Source organism: Kineococcus endophyticus (assembly GCF_040796495.1).
GTDB lineage: Bacteria > Actinomycetota > Actinomycetes > Actinomycetales > Kineococcaceae > Kineococcus > Kineococcus endophyticus.
In genome coordinates, this window is sequence record NZ_JBFNQN010000007.1 from 216236 (window position 1) to 233615 (window position 17380).

20 protein-coding genes are annotated in these 17380 nt (G+C 74.3%); 15 read left to right on the forward strand and 5 right to left on the reverse strand.

The genetic code is table 11. The features are described from left to right. Positions 1–5 precede the first annotated feature (5 nt). Genes AB1207_RS11900 through AB1207_RS11920 form a run of 5 tightly spaced genes read left to right on the forward strand, consistent with a single transcriptional unit; the run spans position 6 to position 5401 of the window. Entirely contained in the window at positions 6–1556 is a 1551-nt protein-coding gene (locus tag AB1207_RS11900) for an ABC transporter substrate-binding protein (protein WP_367638536.1), read from the forward strand. Next, positions 1553–2494 carry an ABC transporter permease gene (locus tag AB1207_RS11905; protein ID WP_367638537.1) on the forward strand — a complete coding sequence of 314 codons (942 nt, stop codon included), beginning with the start codon at positions 1553–1555 and terminating at the stop codon, positions 2492–2494. Before AB1207_RS11900 ends, AB1207_RS11905 begins: the two co-directional genes overlap by 4 nt. Further along, complete coding sequence (locus AB1207_RS11910) at positions 2491–3423, forward strand: ABC transporter permease (RefSeq protein ID WP_437178918.1); 933 nt, start codon at positions 2491–2493, stop codon at positions 3421–3423. The genes AB1207_RS11905 and AB1207_RS11910 overlap by 4 nt, the downstream gene beginning before the upstream one ends. Beyond that, positions 3420–4397 (forward strand): ABC transporter ATP-binding protein, encoded by a 978-nt coding sequence (locus AB1207_RS11915; RefSeq protein WP_367638538.1) that lies wholly within the window; start codon positions 3420–3422, stop codon positions 4395–4397. The genes AB1207_RS11910 and AB1207_RS11915 overlap by 4 nt, the downstream gene beginning before the upstream one ends. Next, entirely contained in the window at positions 4394–5401 is a 1008-nt protein-coding gene (locus AB1207_RS11920; protein WP_437178919.1) for an ABC transporter ATP-binding protein, read from the forward strand. Before AB1207_RS11915 ends, AB1207_RS11920 begins: the two co-directional genes overlap by 4 nt. A 190-nt stretch (positions 5402–5591) precedes the next feature. Here the strand turns inward: AB1207_RS11920 and abmR are convergent, their stop codons facing one another. Then, the gene (gene abmR / locus AB1207_RS11925; RefSeq protein WP_367638539.1) at positions 5592–6104 is read right to left on the reverse strand and encodes an ATP-binding transcription factor AbmR; all 513 of its coding nucleotides are present in this window, start codon (positions 6102–6104) and stop codon (positions 5592–5594) included. An 81-nt stretch (positions 6105–6185) separates the two neighbouring features. Between abmR and AB1207_RS11930 the strand changes: the two genes are divergently transcribed. Further along, positions 6186–6749 (forward strand): GNAT family N-acetyltransferase, encoded by a 564-nt coding sequence (locus AB1207_RS11930; RefSeq protein ID WP_367638541.1) that lies wholly within the window; start codon positions 6186–6188, stop codon positions 6747–6749. A gap of 71 nt (positions 6750–6820) precedes the next feature. On the opposite strand, the gene AB1207_RS11935 is transcribed toward AB1207_RS11930, so the two are convergent. Next, positions 6821–7762 (reverse strand): LysR substrate-binding domain-containing protein, encoded by a 942-nt coding sequence (locus tag AB1207_RS11935; RefSeq protein WP_367638542.1) that lies wholly within the window; start codon positions 7760–7762, stop codon positions 6821–6823. Between the two features lie 50 nt (positions 7763–7812). Here AB1207_RS11935 and AB1207_RS11940 point away from each other — a divergent pair, with 50 nt between their 5' ends. From AB1207_RS11940 to AB1207_RS11950, 3 genes are all read left to right on the forward strand, one after another. Continuing rightward, complete coding sequence (locus AB1207_RS11940) at positions 7813–8727, forward strand: DMT family transporter (RefSeq protein WP_367638544.1); 915 nt, start codon at positions 7813–7815, stop codon at positions 8725–8727. Next, positions 8724–9155 (forward strand): DNA glycosylase family protein, encoded by a 432-nt coding sequence (locus AB1207_RS11945; protein ID WP_367638546.1) that lies wholly within the window; start codon positions 8724–8726, stop codon positions 9153–9155. Before AB1207_RS11940 ends, AB1207_RS11945 begins: the two co-directional genes overlap by 4 nt. Before the next feature lie 135 nt (positions 9156–9290). Next, positions 9291–9665 (forward strand): DNA glycosylase family protein, encoded by a 375-nt coding sequence (locus tag AB1207_RS11950; RefSeq protein WP_367638548.1) that lies wholly within the window; start codon positions 9291–9293, stop codon positions 9663–9665. Position 9666: 1 nt separating this feature from the next. On the opposite strand, the gene AB1207_RS11955 is transcribed toward AB1207_RS11950, so the two are convergent. From AB1207_RS11955 to cofD, 3 genes are read right to left on the reverse strand one after another with little or no spacing between them, the layout of a single operon-like run. Beyond that, entirely contained in the window at positions 9667–10302 is a 636-nt protein-coding gene (locus tag AB1207_RS11955) for a cyclase family protein (protein ID WP_367638549.1), read from the reverse strand. A 3-nt stretch (positions 10303–10305) separates the two neighbouring features. Then, on the reverse strand, positions 10306–11358 hold the full coding sequence (gene cofE / locus AB1207_RS11960; RefSeq protein WP_367638551.1) for a coenzyme F420-0:L-glutamate ligase: 1053 nt from the start codon (positions 11356–11358) through the stop codon (positions 10306–10308). Further along, complete coding sequence (gene cofD / locus AB1207_RS11965) at positions 11355–12380, reverse strand: 2-phospho-L-lactate transferase (protein WP_437178920.1); 1026 nt, start codon at positions 12378–12380, stop codon at positions 11355–11357. Before cofD ends, cofE begins: the two co-directional genes overlap by 4 nt. 368 nt (positions 12381–12748) lie before the next feature. Between cofD and AB1207_RS11970 the strand changes: the two genes are divergently transcribed. The 6 genes from AB1207_RS11970 (at position 12749) to AB1207_RS11995 (ending at position 17366) form a co-directional block, all read left to right on the forward strand. Beyond that, on the forward strand, positions 12749–13009 hold the full coding sequence (locus AB1207_RS11970) for a WhiB family transcriptional regulator (protein ID WP_328296267.1): 261 nt from the start codon (positions 12749–12751) through the stop codon (positions 13007–13009). Positions 13010–13153: 144 nt separating this feature from the next. Next, complete coding sequence (locus AB1207_RS11975) at positions 13154–13528, forward strand: hypothetical protein (RefSeq protein WP_367638552.1); 375 nt, start codon at positions 13154–13156, stop codon at positions 13526–13528. 179 nt (positions 13529–13707) lie between these two features. Further along, a complete protein-coding gene (locus tag AB1207_RS11980; RefSeq protein ID WP_367638554.1) occupies positions 13708–15867 on the forward strand; it encodes a HAMP domain-containing protein in 2160 nt (719 codons plus the stop codon). A gap of 2 nt (positions 15868–15869) precedes the next feature. Further along, complete coding sequence (locus AB1207_RS11985; protein ID WP_367638556.1) at positions 15870–16307, forward strand: roadblock/LC7 domain-containing protein; 438 nt, start codon at positions 15870–15872, stop codon at positions 16305–16307. Further along, the gene (locus AB1207_RS11990) at positions 16304–16783 is read left to right on the forward strand and encodes a DUF742 domain-containing protein (RefSeq protein ID WP_367638558.1); all 480 of its coding nucleotides are present in this window, start codon (positions 16304–16306) and stop codon (positions 16781–16783) included. The genes AB1207_RS11985 and AB1207_RS11990 overlap by 4 nt, the downstream gene beginning before the upstream one ends. Continuing rightward, positions 16767–17366: a GTP-binding protein gene (locus AB1207_RS11995; RefSeq protein WP_367638560.1), complete on the forward strand. Its 600-nt coding sequence runs from the start codon at positions 16767–16769 to the stop codon at positions 17364–17366. The genes AB1207_RS11990 and AB1207_RS11995 overlap by 17 nt, the downstream gene beginning before the upstream one ends. The last annotated feature ends 14 nt before the right edge of the window (positions 17367–17380 follow it).

Genomic DNA, 17380 nt, shown 5'->3' on the forward strand with positions numbered 1-17380 from the left:
CGAACATGCGCCGCAGAGCCCTCCTGGCCGCCCTGACCGCGTCCCCTCTCGTCGCCGCGAGCGCCGGCTGCAGCGTCGGGGAGAGCGTCGACACCGGGAACGGGAACGCCGCCGGTCCCGCCGGTGGTGGCGCGTTCGTCGCCGCCATCAGCGCCCAGCCGGACCAGCTCGACCCGCACAAGACGACGGCCTACGCCAGCTTCCAGGTGCTCGAGAACGTCTACGACACCCTCGTCGTCCCCAACGGGAAGACCCTCGAGATGGAACCCTCGCTGGCGACGCAGTGGGACACCAGCCCGGACGGGCTGACGTGGACGTTCCGCCTCGTCGAGGGCGTCACGTTCCACGACGGCACCCCGTTCACCGCGGCCGACGTCGTCTTCTCCTACCGGCGCATCATCGACCAGGAACTGGCGAACTCGGCGCGGTTCGCGACCGTGGCCGACGTCACGGCCCCCGACGACCGGACCGTCGTCATCACCTTGAAGCGCCCGACGCCGAACCTGCTCTCGCGCATCGGCGCGTTCAAGGGCATGGCGATCCTGTCCAAGGACGTCGACGAGTCCACGCTGGCGACGAAGGCCAACGGCACCGGGCCGTTCGCGTTGCAGGGTTCCTCGGCGAGCGAGATCTCGCTCGAGCGGTTCGACGACTACTGGTCGCGGGCGCCCAAGCTCGGCGGGGTCACGTTCCAGTTCCTGCCCGAACCGGCCGCGGCCCTCACGGCGCTCACCACCGACCAGGTGCAGTGGACCGACAACGTGCCGCCGCAGCGGGTGGCCTCGTTCGAGGACGACGAGTCGGTCGACCTGGGTCGGGTCGCCAGCGTCGACTACTGGTACCTGGCGATGAACTGCGCGAAGGCGCCGTTCGACCGCGTCGAGGTCCGCCGTGCCGTCGCGTTCGCCGTCGACCGCGACGCCCTGACCGAGGCCGCGAAGTTCGGCACGGCCCGTCCGAACCAGACGGCGATCCCGCAGGGCAGCGAGTGGTACTACGACTACGCGCCCTTCCGCACCGACCTCGACGAGGCGAAGCGGTTGCTGCAGCAGGCGGGCGTGTCCACCCCGTTGACGATGGGCGTCATGGTCACGTCGGACTACCCCGAGACGGTCACCGCGGCGCAGGTCCTCGCCAGCCAGCTCGAACCCCTCGGAATCACGGTGAAGATCGAGACCGAGGACTTCGCCACGTGGCTGGACCGGCAGGGGCGCGGGGACTTCGACGCGTTCATGCTCGGGTGGCTGGGGAACGTCGACCCGGCCGACTTCTACGAGGAGCAGCACCGCACGGGCGGGGCGAACAACTACCAGAAGTACTCCAACCCGACGACGGACGACCTCCTCGACCGCGCCGCCGTCGAACCCGACAAGACCGCCCGCAAGACGCTGTACGAGCAGGCGGCGCAGCAGATCGTCGACGACGTCTCCTACCTCTTCCTCTACAACCCCGACGCCGTGCAGGTCTGGAAGAAGGGCATCACGGGCTACGAGGTGCGCGTCGACAAGGCGGTGGACTTCGACACCCTGGCGCTGCCGACGCGGGGCGACTCGTGACGGGACTGGCCGTCCGGCGCACGCTGCAGGCCCTCGTCGTGCTCGTCGGGGTCAGCATCGCGACGTTCGCGCTCGTCCACCTCGTACCCGGCGACCCCGTGCGGCTGGCCCTGGGGACCCGGTTCGACCAGGGGACCTACGACGCGCTGCGCGCCCGGGCCGGCCTCGACCAGCCGCTCGTGGCGCAGTACTTCTCCTGGTTCGGTCACGCCCTGACCGGCGACCTCGGGGTGAGCTTCCGGTCCGGTGACCCGGTGACGCTGCTCATCCTGGAACGGCTGCCCGCCACGGCGTCCCTGGCCGGGGCCTCGATCCTCGTCGCGCTGCTCATCGCGGTCCCGCTCGGCACCGCCTCGGCGCTGCGACCCCGCTCGGTCCTCGACGGGGCCGGCACGGTGCTGTCCCAGATCGGCATCTCCGTGCCGGAGTTCTGGATGGGCATCATGCTCATCCTCGTGTTCGCCGGAACCCTCGGCTGGTTCCCCGCGGGCGGGTACGTGCCGCTGAGCGAGGACCCCGTCGGCTGGGTGCGGTCCCTCGTCCTGCCGGCCGTGACGACGGGGCTGGTCTCGGGCAGCGTCCTGACGCGGTTCACCCGGTCCAGCGTCCTGGAGGCGCTGTCGGCCGAGCACGTCCGCACCGCCCGGGCCAAGGGTCTCGGTGCTCGCGCCGTCCTGAACTGGCACGTCCTGCGGAACGCGCTGCTGCCGCTGGTGACCGTGACGGGGGTGCAGCTGGCGTACCTGCTGTCCGGTGTCGTCGTCGTCGAGATCGTGTTCGCCTGGCCCGGGCTGGGGCAGCTGGCCCTGCAGTCGGTCCAGGCCCGCGACTACCCCGTCCTGCAGGGGGCCGTGCTGCTCTTCGCCCTCGTGTTCCTCGTCCTGAACCTGGTGGTGGACCTGTTGTACTCCGCGCTCGACCCGAGGATCAGCGCGTGAGCGCCCCGGCCGTGGACGCCGTGAGCGTGCGCCCCCGGGAACGCCGGTCCGCGGAGGGGTTGCGGTTGCTGCTGTCGTCCCCGCCGTCGGTGTTCGCCGCGTTCGTGCTGCTCGCCGTCGTCGTGGTCGCGGTGTTCGACGACCAGATCGCCCCGCAGGGGGCGAACGAGGTCGACGTGACCCAGCGGCTGCAGGCGCCGAGCGGGGCCCACTGGTTCGGCACCGACGACCTCGGGCGGGACGTGCTGTCCCGCGTCGTGCTGGGGGCCAAGGTGTCGCTGCAGGTCGGCGCCGTCGCGGTGGGGTTCTCGCTCGTCGCGGGGGTCCTCGTCGGGTTGTTCGCGGGGTTCTACGGCCGCTGGGTGGACACCGTTCTCATGCGGCTCATGGACGTCCTCTTCGCGTTCCCCGCGATCCTGCTGGCGATCGCCGTCATCGCGGTGCTCGGGCCGGGGACGACGAACGCGATGATCGCCATCGGCATCACCTACACGCCGGTGTTCGCGCGGGTGACGCGTTCGGCCGTGCTGGGCGTCCGGGAGACGGTGTACGTCCGGGCCTCCCGGTCCGTCGGGGCCTCGGACATGCGGCTGCTGTTCCGGCACGTCCTGCCGAACGCGGCGCCGCCCGTCATCGTGCAGACGTCGGTGAGCCTGGCGTTCGCCGTCCTCGCCGAGGCCGCCCTGTCGTTCATCGGGTTGGGGACCCAGCCGCCGGATCCGAGCTGGGGACGGATGCTGTCCGAGGGCCGCGGGTACATCGACCTCGCCTGGTGGATCGCGGTGTTCCCCGGTCTCGCGATCGTGCTGCTCGTGCTGGCGTTCAACCTGCTCGGCGACGGGTTGCGCGACGTCCTCGACCCGCAGCAGCGCAGCGCGTTGCAGGCCGGGCGACGAACGTTCGGCGGTCGGCGCAGGAGGTCGGTGTGAGCGTCCTGGAGGTCCGCGACCTGCGGGTCGAGCTCGACACCCCGCGCGGGACGGCACACGTCGTCAACGGCCTGGACTACACCGTCGACGCGGGCGAGACCGTCGCGATCGTCGGGGAGTCCGGCAGCGGCAAGAGCGTGTCCGTCATGGCGTTGCTGGGTCTGCTGCCCGGCCACGCCCGGGTCACCGGGTCCGCCCGGTTCGACGGCCGCGAACTCGTCGGGTCGTCCGAGGCGGAGCTGCGCACCGTGCGCGGCAACGGGATCGGCATGGTGTTCCAGGACCCCATGACGTCGCTGAACCCCGTCCTGACGATCGGTCGGCAGGTGGGGGAGGGGTTGCTCGCGCACCGCCTCGTCCCGTCGAAGAAGGCGGCGCGGGAACGGGCCGCCGAACTCCTGGCCGACGTCGGGCTGCCGGACCCGCGCGGCGTTCTGGACCGGTACCCGCACCAGTTGTCCGGCGGGATGCGCCAGCGCGTCGTCATCGCGATCGCCCTGGCGGGGAACCCGCGGTTGCTCATCGCCGACGAGGCGACGACGGCGCTGGACGTGACGGTGCAGGCGCAGATCCTCGACCTCGTGGCGCGGTTGCAGGACGAGCACGGCACGGCGGTCGTGTGGATCTCCCACGACCTCGGCGTCGTCGCCGGGACCGCCGACCGGGTGCTCGTGATGTACGGCGGGCGCTGCGTGGAGGACGGCCGGGTGGAGGAGGTGTTCGAGGCCCCCGCGCACCCCTACACGCGCGGGTTGCTGGGGTCCCTGCCGTCGCTGGAGCACCCCACCGAGGACCTCGTGGCGATCCCGGGAACGCCGCCCCCGCCGACGGACCTGCCGCCGGGGTGCGTCTTCCACCCGCGCTGTCCCGTGCGCGGCGATGCCCGCTGCGCCACCGAGCAACCGCCGCTCGTGCCCGTCCGGGGTTCCGGCACGCACCGTGCGGCGACGTTCTACGGGTTGGAGGACGCGTGACGACCGACGTGCTGGTGCGAGCCAGGGACCTGCAGGTGCACTTCCCCGTGCGCTCGAAGGGGCTGCGGCGCAAGACGACCGGGGCCGTGCGCGCCGTCGACGGCGTCGACCTCGACGTGTACCGGGGCGAGACCCTGGGGTTGGTGGGGGAGTCCGGCTGCGGGAAGTCCACGCTGGGGAACGCGCTGCTGCGCCTCGTGGAACCCACGGGCGGAACCGTCGAGTTCGACGGCACCGACGTGACGGGGTTGTCGCAGCGCGACCTGCGCGCGCTGCGGCGTCGCGCCGTCATGGTGTTCCAGGACCCGTACGCGAGCCTGGACCCGCGGATGACGGTGGGCCAGACGGTCGCCGAACCGCTGCAGGTGCACGGGTTGCACCGGGGTGCCGCCGCCCGCGCGGCCCGCGTCGCGGAACTGCTCGACCTCGTCGGCCTCGACCCGGCCGTCGCGTCGAGGTACCCGCACGAGTTCTCCGGCGGTCAGCGCCAGCGCGTCGGCATCGCCCGGGCGCTGGCGGGGGAACCCGACTTCGTCGTGTGCGACGAGGCGATCGCCTCCCTCGACGTCAGCGTGCAGGCGCAGGTCCTGAACCTGCTGCGGTCGTTGCAGCGCACGTTGGGCCTGACGCTGCTGTTCGTCTCGCACGACCTCGCCGCCGTCCGGCACCTGTCCGACCGCATCGCCGTGATGTACCTCGGCCGGGTCGTCGAGGTGGCCTCGGCCGCCGACCTCGCCGCGGACCCGCAGCACCCGTACACGCAAGCGCTGTTGTCCGCCGTCCCCGTGCCCTCCCCGGCGCGGGAACGTCGGCGGGAGCGGATCGTGCTGACCGGCGACGTGCCGTCGGCCGCGCGGGTGCCGTCGGGGTGCCGGTTCCGGACGCGGTGTCCGCAGGCGTTCGACCCCTGCGCGACGGTGGACCCGGCGCTGCAACCCGTGGGTGCCGCCGGCGCGCACGTGGCGGCCTGCCACCTGCACGGTCTGGTGCCCGCCGCCGACTGACCGTCCCCCCTGCGCGCCGCCCCCGGTTGGGGCGCGTTGCCTCCCCGAGGTCGATCACCGGCCTCGGTGAGGCAACGAGCTCAACCGGCCGGGCGCGCGGCCGGCAGGTGGCCGCGGTGGCCCACCGCGGACGGTGACCGACCTCGGGGAGGCAACGAGGCCGTCACCGGACCGAGGCGAAGGGCGGTCCTCAGACGGGTCCGGCGGCCCGGGCCTCCCGCACCCCGGCGAGGGCGCTGCGCAGCTGCTCGATCCACTCCTGCTGGTGCTGCCCGACGAGCCGCACGCACCAGGCGAGCGCCTCGGACCGGGTCCGGGCGACGCCGGCGTCGACGAGCGTGTCGAGCACCTGGCGCTGCGGCTGGCGCAGCCGGGTCATGACGGGGGTCGCGAGGTTGGTGAAGAGTTCCTCGCTCTCCCCGCAGGCCGCGCCCCAGGCGACCTTGCGGCCGAAGAGGGACTCGGCCTCGTCGGCGATGCGCATGCGGGCCCCGCGGGTCTCCTCGCGGAACCGCGCGATCCGGCCCGCCTCGCCGCGGCGGGCGGCGGCGGCCCCGCCCTCGGCGGGCACCTCGGTGGGAAGGGGGAGCCGCCCGGTGACCACGATCTCCTCGCGGTCGACGGAGACCGACGGGGCGGTCTCGAACCAGTCCTGCGGCAGCCGGCCGGTGAACCAGGCTGCGATGTCTGCCGTGTCGCTCATGCAGCAATTACAGGATTACGCGGTTGCAGCGTCAAGGCGTGGGAGGGGGCGTTCGCTGACGGCGTGCCCCACGATGGACCGGTGTCCGCGGTCCACCCCGACCTGCCGCCCGTGCCGGACCGGCTCCCGGCCGGACCGGTCGCCCTGCGCCCCTTCCGTGACGGCGACGTCGCGATGGCCGTCGAGCTGGCGACGGACCCCTACGTCCCCCTCACCGGGTCGCTGCCGGCCCACGCGGACGCGGACGAGGCGCTCGCCTGGGTGCGGCGGCAGCGGGGACGCTTCGCGGAGGGGGTGGGGTACGCCCTCGCGATCGCCGACCACGCCACCGACGAGGCCCTCGGGCAGATCGGGTTGTGGGTCCGTGACCTCGACGAGGGCCGGTTGTCCGTCGGGTACGCCGTGGCGCCCTCGGCGCGCGGGCGCGGTGTCGCAGCCGCCGCCCTCACGGCGCTCACCTCCTTCGCCTGGACCGTGCCCGGTGCCCACCGCGTCGAACTGCGCGTCGAACCGTGGAACGAGGCGTCGGTCCGCTCGGCGGAGCGGGCGGGCTACCGCCGTGAGGGACTGCTCCGCGGTCACCAGGAGATCGGCGGCCGGCGTCGGGACCTGCTGCTGTACGCGACGGTCCGCGGGGACCGCTGACCCGTTCCGGGCCCCGCGAACGACCAGCCCTACGGGGTGGTCGTCGCCGTGGTCGCCCCCGTCCGAGTCCCTCACCCGACCCCGTCCGGCCGCGCTGCCGCGACCTGCCGGAACGCCTCGAGCACCGCGGCCGTCGGCGCGTCCGTCCCGCGTCCGGCGCGCGTGGCCGCGTAGATCGACCGGGCCGGTGGCTGGCCCGTCAACGGGACCACCCGCAACCCGTCCGGGCGCAGCGGGTGCGCCAGCCGCGGGACGAGGGCGACGCCGGCTCCCGCGGCGACGAGGGCGGCCAGGGCGTCGTACTCGGAGGTGTGGTGCCGCACGTCGGGGGAGAACCCGGCGGCGGCGCACGCGCCCGCGGTGATCTGCGCGCACGCGTCGTCGGTCGCGGCCGCCACCCACTCCTCGTGCGCGAGCGCGGCGAGGTCCAGCTCGTCCCGGTCGGCCAAGGGGTGGCCGGCGGGCAGCAGGACGTCGAGGACGTCGGTGAGCAGGTCGACCCGGTCGTAGCGGGCGTCGTCGCGCCGCGGGCCCGCCGGGTGGTCGACCGTGACGACGATGTCGAGGTCCCCGGCGTCCAGCCCGGCGACGGCGTCGACCGGTTCCCGTTCGCGCACGAGCAGCCGCACGCCCGGACGGTCGGCGCGCAGGGTCCGCAACGCGGGGCCGACGACGGCGTAGACGGCGCTCGCCATCGTCCCCACGCGGACCTCCCCGACCAGTCCGGCGTCGAAGGCGAGCAGGTCGGCGCGTGCACGTTCCAGCTGTGCCGCAACGGTGTCCGCGTGGGCGAGGAGCACCCGCGCCTGGCCGGTGAGGCGGACGCCCCGGCCCTGCCGCTCCAGGAGGGGGACGTCGAGGTCGCGGGCCAGGCCGGCCAGCTGCTGCGACACGGCCGACGGGGTCAGGTGCAGGGCGGCGGCCGTGGCTGCGACGGTGCCGCGGCGTTCCACCTCGCGCAGGAGACGCAGCCGCCGCAAGTCGATCGTGAAGTCCTCGCTGTCGAGACTCATGCGGAAACTCTAGCTGGACTGAACGGTGTCGGGGGCGCGACGATCGGGGGGTGACCCGCCGTGCCGCTCTGCTCTTCGCCGCCCTCGGCCTCGCCTGGGGCATCCCGTACCTGCTCATCAAGATCGCCGGCGAGGAGCTGGCCCCGTCCACCCTCGTCCTCGCCCGCACCGCCCTGGCGGCCGTCGTCCTCGCCCCGTTCGCGCTGGCCCGTCGCGAGGTCCGCGAGGCGCTGCCCGCGCTGGCGCGCCGGTGGAAGGCCGTCGCCGCCTACACCGGGTTCGAGATCGTCGGCCCGTGGCTCTTCCTGGCCCGCGCCGAGCACGACCTGCCCAGCTCGACGACGGCCGTCGTCATCTCCGCCGTCCCGGTCGTCGGCGTCCTGGTGGCCCTCGCCTCGCGCCGTGCCGAGCACCTCGGCGCGGTGGGGTGGACCGGGCTCGCCCTCGGCACCCTCGGGGTGGCGACGCTCGTGGGCTTCGACCTGCAGCCCGGGCAGTTCGGGGCCGTCGCCGAGCTCGCCGTCGTCGTCGTGGGCTACGCGATCGGGCCGGCCGTGCTGGCCCGGCACCTCGGCGACCTGCCGGGGACGGCCGTCGTGCTGGCCAGCCTCGTGCTGTCCGCCCTCGTCTACGTGCCGGTCGTCGCCCTCGGTCCGGGCCTGCCGGCGACGGTCCCCTCCGGCGGGGTCATCGCCTCCGTCGCGGTGCTCGCCCTCGTCTGCACCGCAGGGGCGTTCCTGCTGCTCTTCGCCCTCGTCGGCGAGATCGGCCCCGTCCGGGCCACGGCGATCGTCTACGTCAACCCGGTCGTCGCGGTGGTGGCCGGGGCGGTCGTGCTGGGGGAGCGCATCACCGCCACGACGATCGCCGGTTTCGCCCTCGTCCTGGCCGGTTCGTACCTGGCCACCCGCCGTCCCGCGAGCCGTCCCGACCAGGCCGCCCCGGCGCTTACCGTGGAGGCATGAGTCCGGACGGGGAGCTGCACTGGGCCCCCGGCCGGCCCGTCCCCGTCACCGCGATGCTGCGGCCGCTGCGCCGCGGCGGGGGCGACCCGACCTACCGGCAGGACGCCGACGGCTCCGTCTGGCGGGCCACCCGCACCCCGGACGGACCCGTCGTCCTGCGTGTGCGGGCCCGGCCGGCGGACGCCTCGGTGCACGCCCAGGCGTGGGGACCGGGGGCGGACTGGGCGCTGGACGGGGTGCCCGAGCTGCTCGGCGCCGCCGACGACACGTGGGACGAGTTCGTGCCGCGCCCCGAGCACACCGTCCTCGTCGAGTCCTGGCGCGCGCACCCGCACTGGCGGGTGGGCCGCAACCGCGCCGTCTTCGAGGCCCTGTCGGCCTCGGCCCTGGAGCAGGTCGTGACGGGCGTCGAGGCGTTCGCAGCCTAGCGCCGCCTCGTCCACCGCTTCGGCGAACCCGCGCCGGGTCCGGCGGGGCTGCTCCTGCCGCCGACCCCGCAGCAGTGGCTGCGCATCCCCTCCTGGGAGTGGTTGCAGGCCGGGGTCGAGCTGCGCCGTCGCAAGGTGACGATCCTCGCGGCCCCGCGCGCGGCCGGTCTGGAACGCACGCTGTCCCTGGGCCCCGACGAGGCCGACCGGGCCCTGCGCTCGCTGCCGGGGGTCGGGGTGTGGACGTCGGCCGAGGTCCGCCAGCGCGCCCACGGCCACGCCGACGCGTTCAGCTTCGGCGACTACCACGTCGCCAAGAACGTCTCGTGGGCGCTGACCGGGGAGGTCCTCGACGACGCCGGCTGCGCCGAGGTCATCGAGTGCTACCGCGGCCACCGGTTCCGGGTGCAACGGCTCCTGGAGTTCGCGGGCGCGTACCGGCCGCGCCGGGGGCCGAAGATGACCCTCCCGACGCACACCCCGAACCGCGCGGTCCGCGCCGCGCGCTGAACTACGCCAGGGCGCGCGCGACGGCCCGCACGGGCGACCCGTCCCCAGCGGTCAGGGCCCACCCGAACGCGGCGAACTCCACCCGCCGCGGCAGGTCCCCCAGCCCCCGCAGGTTCTCCACGACGACGCCCGGGTCGGCCCGGTCCCCGAGCAGCACCCGGTGCGCGGCGAGGGTTCCGGGGCCGTCGACGCTCGCCGCGTCGATGCCGACCGTCCGCACGCCGACGGACCGCAGGAACCGCGCCGCCGCGACCGTCAGGTGGGGGTGGTCGAACTCCTCAGGGGTTCCGGAGTGCTCGTCCCACCCGGTGCGCAGCAACGCGATCCGCGCGTCGGACGTCCAGGGTCCGAGGAGTTCCGGACCCACCGCTGCGGCCCCGCGGACGTCGAGCACGACGGCCGGCCCGGCGAACAGGTCGAGGGGGAGTTCCTCGACCGTCGGGCCGTCGGGGACGACGTGGGCGGGGGCGTCGACGTGGGTTCCCGTGTGGGTCCCCAAGGACAGGGAACTCACGCGGCAGAACTCACCGTCGACCGTCGGCAGCGGGTGCGCGGCGAACTCCGGGTCTCCCGGGTACACGGGCATCCCCGGCCGCACGGGCCGGGACAGGTCGACCCAGCCCGCCCCCGACGCCACGGCTCAGCGCGGGAGTTCGACGGTGCGGACGAGGACGGCGAGGGGTTCCCGGTCCGCGTCCCTGTCCACGAGCCCCACGAGGAACTCCGTCCACAGCGCCGCCAGCACGCGCTGGGTCAGCGCCCCGAGGGAGAACTCGTCGGCGGCCTCGACGCGCAGGGCCGGGCCTTCGCGGCGCACGACCCCGCCCGTCACGGGACCGGCGGCGAGGGCGACCGCGGCGGCCCGGTCGAGCCGTTCGGTGAGGGTTCCGGGCACGACGGGCGGGGGTTCGACACCACCGGCCCCCAGCGCGGCCCGCACGGCCTCGACGTGGCCGAGGCGGAACCAGTCGCTCGCCCCCGACCGCACGAGCGAGCGGGCGCCGGGACCGGGGTCGTCCAGCGGGAGGACGAGGTCGGCGAGCCCGCGGAACAGCGCGGCCGGAACCCCCTCGGCCTTGCCCTTGACGAGGTCCGCGGCCGCGGCCAGCTCGTCGACGACGGCGCGCGCCGTCACCGACAGCTCCCGTCCGGAGGTGTCGAGGCTGCCGCGCAGGTCCTCCACCGCGTCGATCCCGGCGGCGCCGAGGGCGAAGTCGGTCTGCCCGGCCCGCCACGGCCGCCCCGCGGTGTCGGTGACCACGACGCCGACGACGGCGCCGGTCAGCTCGTGCAGCCGGGCGCGCAGCTCGCGGGCCGCGGCGTCGGGGTCGTGCGGCAGCGTGAGGACGACGTCGCCCTCGACGTTGGAGGCGTCGACGCCGGCGGCCGCCATGACGGGTCCGGCGGCCGACTCCACGATCCGCGCGACACCCGTGGGGGTGCGGCGCGCGGCCACGAGCCGGCGGGACTCGCGCAGGACGACCTCGTCGCGGTCGACGGCCGCCGCGGCGAGGCCGGCGGCCTTGCTGACGACCTTGCTCGAGACCGCGATGACGTCGCCGTCGGACAGGGAGGCGCGCTGGGCGTGCAGGGCGTCGACGACGAGCGCGGCGACGTCGTCGCCGTCGTGGACCTCGCCGATGCCCGTGAGCCCGACGACCTGCAGGTGCCCGGGACCGTGGTGGGCGCTCACGCGGCGCGTTCCCGTCCGGCGAGCTCCAGCGCCAGGTCGAGGGCGGCACCGGCGAGCTCGGCCGTCGCGGTGGGCGAGCTCATGAGCAGCGGACGGCGGCGCACGACGAGACCGGGGCGGGTGGGGGCCTCGTCGCCCGCGGCGATGAGCCAGCCGTCGAGGAAGTCGGCGTAGAGGCCGGCGACCGCGGCGGCCGTCGTCGGCACGCCGATCGCGGCCAGGCACGCGTCGGCCATCCCGCGCACGGGGGCGCCGGCGATGACGGGGGAGACCCCCACGACGGGCGCGGCCGTCTCGACGATCGCCCGCCGGATCCCCGGGACCTGCAGGACGGTGCCGATGGACACGACGGGGTTGCTCGGCGGCAGGACGACGACGTCGGCCTCGCGCAGCGCGTCGAGGACGCCGGGGGCGGGGGAGGCCTGCTCGGCGCCCACGGCCTCGATGCGGACGGCGGGGACGGCGGCGTGCAGGCGGACCCACCACTCCTGGAAGTGGACGCGGCGCTCGGCCCCGTCGGGACCGTCGGCGAGGTCGACGTGCGTCTCGACGACGTCGTCGGTCATCGGCAGCAGGCGGACACCGGGGGCCCACCGCGCGCACAGGTGCGCCGTGACCTCCGACAGGGTCGCGCCCTCGGCGAGCATCCGCGTCCGCACGAGGTGCGTGGCGATGTCCTTGTCCCCGAGCGTGAACCACGAGGGCTCGGCGCCGTAGGCGGCCAGCTCGTCGGCGACCCCGGACGACTCCTGCGCGCGGCCCCAGCCGCGGACCTCGTCGATGCCGCCGCCGAGGGTGTACATGACGGAGTCGAGGTCGGGGGAGATCCGCAGACCGTGGAAGGTGACGTCGTCGGCCGTGTTGCTGACGACCGTGACCTGCGCCTCGCGCCGCGCGGGGTCGGGGGAGGCCGCCAGGTGCGCCAGCAGCCCGCGCAGGAACCGCGCCCCGCCGACACCGCCGGCGAGGGCCGTGATCCGCAGGGGTCGGCCGGGTCCGTTCACGTCGCTCACGGTCGTCATCATCCCCTGTCGCCCTCCCGGACCCTCCGCGTCACCCGGTCGGACGCACCCTCGGACGTGTGCGCTCGTGTGCCTGGAGTGACGGATGTGGTCAGGGTCTTCGCAAGTGCAGCACGGGATACCACGGCGGGCTTGACTCTCCGGGACGACACGCGTGTAATTCCCCCAGTGGTGGTCGCAGGGTGACTGGCACATCACGGGGAGTGACAGGACCGAGGCTGTGGGGGCCACCAGTGAGTGACGACGTCGAATACCTCGAACTCGAGACCGAGGACACGATCTCCGACGAGGCTGTCGACGCGGCCCTGGCCGAGCGTTCCGCGCTGGGGTTGAGCGCCGACGGGCGCCCCGAGCTGACGCTCGTGGAGATGACCGGCGGGCTCACGGGCCTGTCGGGCCTGACGCCGGAGGACCCGGGCTGGCAGGAGCTGGCCCTGTGCGCGCAGACCGACCCCGAGGCGTTCTTCCCGGAGAAGGGTGGCTCGACGCGGGAGGCCAAGCGGGTCTGCCAGTCCTGCGAGGTCCGCCAGGAGTGCCTGGAGTACGCGCTCGGCAACGACGAGCGCTTCGGCATCTGGGGCGGTCTGAGCGAGCGCGAGCGCCGCCGCCTCAAGCGCCGCATCAGCTGACCCACCGCGCGGCGCACCGCTGACCGGGTGTCCTTCCCGGGCGCCCGGGCGGTGGTGGCGCGACCCTGCTGAAGTCGGGGCCCCGACGTGCCGAGAAGACAGGTCGGGGTGGACCGCCGGTCCGCCGAGCACGGGAGGGAAGCGATGAACCAGTCGATCTGGGAGCGACGCCAAGCCGTCGCCTCCCGCCTCGAGGGCCACGTCCGCCAGGAGCGCCAGGTGCGCGACGAGTTCGAGACGGCCCTGGCCGCGGCTTCGCTCGACGCCCACGACGTCGACCCGGACGGGCACCTGGGGCGCGCGGTGATGGCCGTCGCCCACCTCGCCGCCGACACCCCCGGCTTCGACGTCCTCCTCGGACTGTCCTCCGGCGGGCACGGTGTCCGCGTGCACGCCGGCCCGGACGGTCTGGCGCAGGTGCAGGTCGTCGAGCTGACGACGCGGGAGTCCGAGGCGGGCGCGGACCCCGCCCCGGCAGCGGTCGCCTCCGAGCTGGCCGCCCTCCTCTGGCAGCGCTGACCGGCCCGCTCCGAACGCCGATCTTCTAGAAAAAACGATTCACGAATCATCCGTTCGGCGGCTGAAGGCCCCTAGAAGATCCGACGATCACTCATCCAGCGCCGGTTCCCCGGCGAGCACGTCATCGACGACTGTCCGGTGCGCCTCGTCCGAGGACGCCCGCTGGAAGAGGAGCAAGGATGACCTTCTTGTTGCGTCGCGTCCGGGTGGGCGCACGCTTCGCCATCGCGTTCGGGGTGATCCTGGCGCTGACCCTGCTCACCGGCGTGGTCGCCTACGTCGGGAACCAGGCCCAGACCGAGGCCGTGGAGCAGACCCGCAACACCGCCAAGGTGGTGGCGTACGCGAGCCAGCAGAAGTTCTGGGGCGCCGACGTCTCCGGCTGGCAGACCGGCTTGGCGCTCGACACCTACCGCAAGGGCACGCAGGCTGCGCTGGACCCGGCCTCCCCGAGCCTCGTCGGCCTGGAGAAGGACAAGGCGGGCCTGCGGCTGGACCTGCTCACCGCCCCGCTCAGCATCATGACCCCGTCCGAGCAGGCCATGAACAAGCAGCTCATCCTGCTGTGGGACAACTGGATCGACGCCAACAACCGCGCGCAGATCGCCTACCGCGACAACCGCGTCGCCGACGCCGAGGGCTACCTGCAGAACGGCCTCGACACCTTCGCCAAGATCGTCACGCTGACCGACCAGCTGAAGGCGTCCGTCGAGGCGCGCGACGCCGCCGCCCAGGCCTCCGCCGCGCACACCGCGCGCCTGGCCCAGGGCTTCATCGTCGGCTTCGCCGTCCTGGCCGTCGTGCTCGTGGCCCTCATGCTGCTGGCCCTGATCCGCACCGTCGTCGTCCCGCTGCGCGCGCTCACCGCCCGCGCCGACGAGGTCGCCTCCCAGCGCCTGCCCGAGGCCATCACCGCGGTCCGCGCGCTGCCGGCCGACGCGACGCCGCCCACGCTGCCCGCGTTCTCCGTCACCACCAAGGACGAGCTGGCCGACCTGGCCGTCGCGTTCAACCACGTGCAGGACAGCGCCCTCGACCTCGCCGTCGAGCAGCACCGCGCCGACCGCGCCGCCGCCGAGATGCTCGTCAACCTCGGCCGCCGCAACCAGAACCTCCTGAGCCGCACCCTGGCCTTCCTGGCCGACCTGGAGCGCAACGAGCGGGACCCGCAGGTCCTCGACAAGCTGTTCAAGCTCGACCACCTCTCCACCCGCGTCCGCCGCAACGCCGAGTCGATGCTCGTCCTGGCCGGTGCGGAGCAGACCCGCGCGAAGACCCGTCCGGTCAAGGTCGCCAGCGTCGTCCGCGCCTCGCTGGCCGAGATCGAGGACTACTCCCGCGTCGACCTGTCCACCCTCGACGACGTCACGCTGCACGGCAGCGCCGCCGCCGACACCACGCACCTCCTGGCCGAGCTGCTGGAGAACGCCACCGCCTTCTCCGCCGGCAGCACCCGCGTCGTCGTCACCGGCACCGCCACCCTCGAGGGCGGCTACCGCATCGCCATCGCCGACGCCGGCATCGGCATGAGCGCCGAGGAGCTCGAGGAGGCCAACAGCCGCATCGCCTACGCGGCGCTGACCCGTCCGGACTCCCGCCTCCTCGGTCACCACGTCGTCGGTCTGCTGGCCGACCGCTGGTCGATGGGCGTCGTCCTGTCCGCCGGTGCGAGCGCCGGCATCGTCGCGACCGTCACCCTGCCGCCGTCGCTCCTCGTCGAGGCCCCGGCTGGTGCCCCGGTCGAGGCCCCCGTCGAGGCCGCTGCCGCGGTCGCCCCGGTGACCGCGCCGGTCGTCCCGGTCGCCGAGCCCGCGCTCGTCGCCGCCGTCGCGGCGGTCCAGGCCGCCCCGGTCGTCGAGGCCCCCGTGGCCCCGGCTGCTCCGGTCGCCGCTCCGGTCGCCGCTCCGGTCGCCCACGTGGCGCCCGTCGCCCCGGCCGCTCCCGTCGCCCCGGCCGCTCCCGTCGCGGCGCCCGCCCCGGTCCCGGCCCCCGCGCCGGCTCCGGTCCAGGAGTCGGCCCCGGCCGTCCCCTCGGCCCGCGTCCGCGGTGCCCAGCTCGGCGAGCTCGGCCGTGACCTCGGCCGCACCGCCGACACCGGGTCGGGCCCCGTCGTGGCCTCCCTGCCCGTCGAGGTGCCGGCCCCGGCCGCGCCGGTCGTGCCGACCCGCGTCCGCGGCGCCCAGCTGCCGGACACCGGGGAGGACGCCGCCGCGACGGCGACCACGTCCCGTTCCGCCGAGCAGGTCCGCCGCGGCCTGTCCGGCCTGCAGAGCGGTGTCTCCCGCGCCCGTCGCGAGAGCGCCGAGCAGTCCTCCGACGCGTCCCCCGAGAGCGAGTGACCATGTCCGTCAGCACCGTCAGCACCGTCAGCCAGAACGCGCAGGACGTCAACTTCCTGCTCGAGCGCTTCGTCGCCCAGACCCCCGGCGTGGAACAGGCCATCGGGGTGTCCTCGGACGGGCTGCTCATGACGATGCGGGCCGACCTGGTCCGCGCCGACGCCGACAAGCTCGCCGCCACGGTGTCGGGCCTGACGACGCTGGCCGTCTCGGCCTCCCGCCTGCTGTCCAAGGGCCCGCTGAGCCAGGTCATCACCGAGTTCGGCTCGGGGTACCTGCTGGTGTCCTCGATCGCCGGGCGCGCCTGCCTCGGTGTCGTCACCTCCGCCGACTGCGACCTCGGGCTCGTCGGCTACGAGACGACGATGCTCGTCGAGCGCGTCGGCTCGCTGCTCACGCCCGAGCTCGTCACCGAGCTGAAGACGTCCCTGCAGCTGTGAACCCCGACGAGTTCGCGGAGTTCGACGACTTCGACGAGTTCGACCGCCCGTTCCTCGGTGCCGGGGCACCCGCCCCCACCACCGCTCCGGCCGCCGGGCACCCGGAGGCCGGGCCGGCCGAGGAGCCGGGGGAGGCGCACGATGAGGTCCGCGCCTACCTCCTGACGGGCGGTCGCACGGGCGGCGGCACGGCCGGGATCGCCATGGAGACCACCGCCGTCCTGACCCCGCAGGGGGAGCAGGCGGTGGCCTCCGGTGCCCTCGCCTTCGAACCCGGCCAGGTCCTGCAGGTCTGCGCGCAGGCGCGGTCGGTCGCCGAGGTGGCCGCCCTCGTCGGCATCCCCCTGGGCGTCGCCCAGGTCCTGGTCGGCGACCTCGTCGGCCGTGAACTGCTCATCACGACGTCCACCGCGAAGTCCCTCGCGTTCGACGTCTCGTTCATCGAGAGGTTGATCAACGGTGTCGCTGCCCTCTGACGTCCGGCCGTCCGCTCCCGTCGCCGTGAAACGACCGCCCATCCCGGTGAAGATCCTGGTCTCCGGCGGGTTCGGGGTCGGCAAGACCACGACCGTCGGCGCGCTGTCGGAGATCGAGCCGCTGAGCACCGAGGCCGCCATGACCTCGGCCTCGCTCGGCGTCGACTACGCCGGGGAGGGCAGCCAGAAGACGACGACGACGGTGGCCATGGACTTCGGCCGCGTCACCATCGACGACAGCATCATCCTGTACATGTTCGGCACCCCCGGGCAGGACCGGTTCGGCTTCATGTGGAACGACCTCGCGGACGGGGCCCTCGGCGGCATCGTCCTGGTCGACCCCAGCCGCATCGACGACTGCTTCGTGGCGCTGGACTACTTCGAGAAGATCGGCCTGCCGTTCGTGCTGGCCGTCAACTCCTTCGCGGGCCGCGACCAGCTGACGCTGGACCAGGTCCGCGCCGCCGCCAACGTCGACCCCGCGGTCCCGGTCGTCGCCCTCGACGCCCGCAGCCGCGAGGACGTCAAGCGCGCCGTCCTCACCCTGCTGCAGCTCATCCTGTCGCGGGCCAAGGCGGCCTGACCGGCTCGACACCC

Bases quoted from the DNA above. Each gene is read 5' to 3' on its own strand.
- AB1207_RS11985 (WP_367638556.1), top strand. From the start codon at position 15,870: ATGTCCGTCAGCACCGTCAGCACCGTCAGCCAGAACGCGCAGGACGTC.
- AB1207_RS11935 (WP_367638542.1), bottom strand. From the start codon at position 7,762: ATGAGTCTCGACAGCGAGGACTTCACGATCGACTTGCGGCGGCTGCGT.
- AB1207_RS11970 (WP_328296267.1), top strand. From the start codon at position 12,749: ATGACCGGCGGGCTCACGGGCCTGTCGGGCCTGACGCCGGAGGACCCG.
- AB1207_RS11900 (WP_367638536.1), top strand. From the start codon at position 6: ATGCGCCGCAGAGCCCTCCTGGCCGCCCTGACCGCGTCCCCTCTCGTC.
- AB1207_RS11980 (WP_367638554.1), top strand. From the start codon at position 13,708: ATGACCTTCTTGTTGCGTCGCGTCCGGGTGGGCGCACGCTTCGCCATC.
- AB1207_RS11975 (WP_367638552.1), top strand. From the start codon at position 13,154: ATGAACCAGTCGATCTGGGAGCGACGCCAAGCCGTCGCCTCCCGCCTC.
- abmR (WP_367638539.1), bottom strand. From the start codon at position 6,104: ATGAGCGACACGGCAGACATCGCAGCCTGGTTCACCGGCCGGCTGCCG.
- AB1207_RS11945 (WP_367638546.1), top strand. From the start codon at position 8,724: ATGAGTCCGGACGGGGAGCTGCACTGGGCCCCCGGCCGGCCCGTCCCC.
- cofD (WP_437178920.1), bottom strand. From the start codon at position 12,380: ATGACGACCGTGAGCGACGTGAACGGACCCGGCCGACCCCTGCGGATC.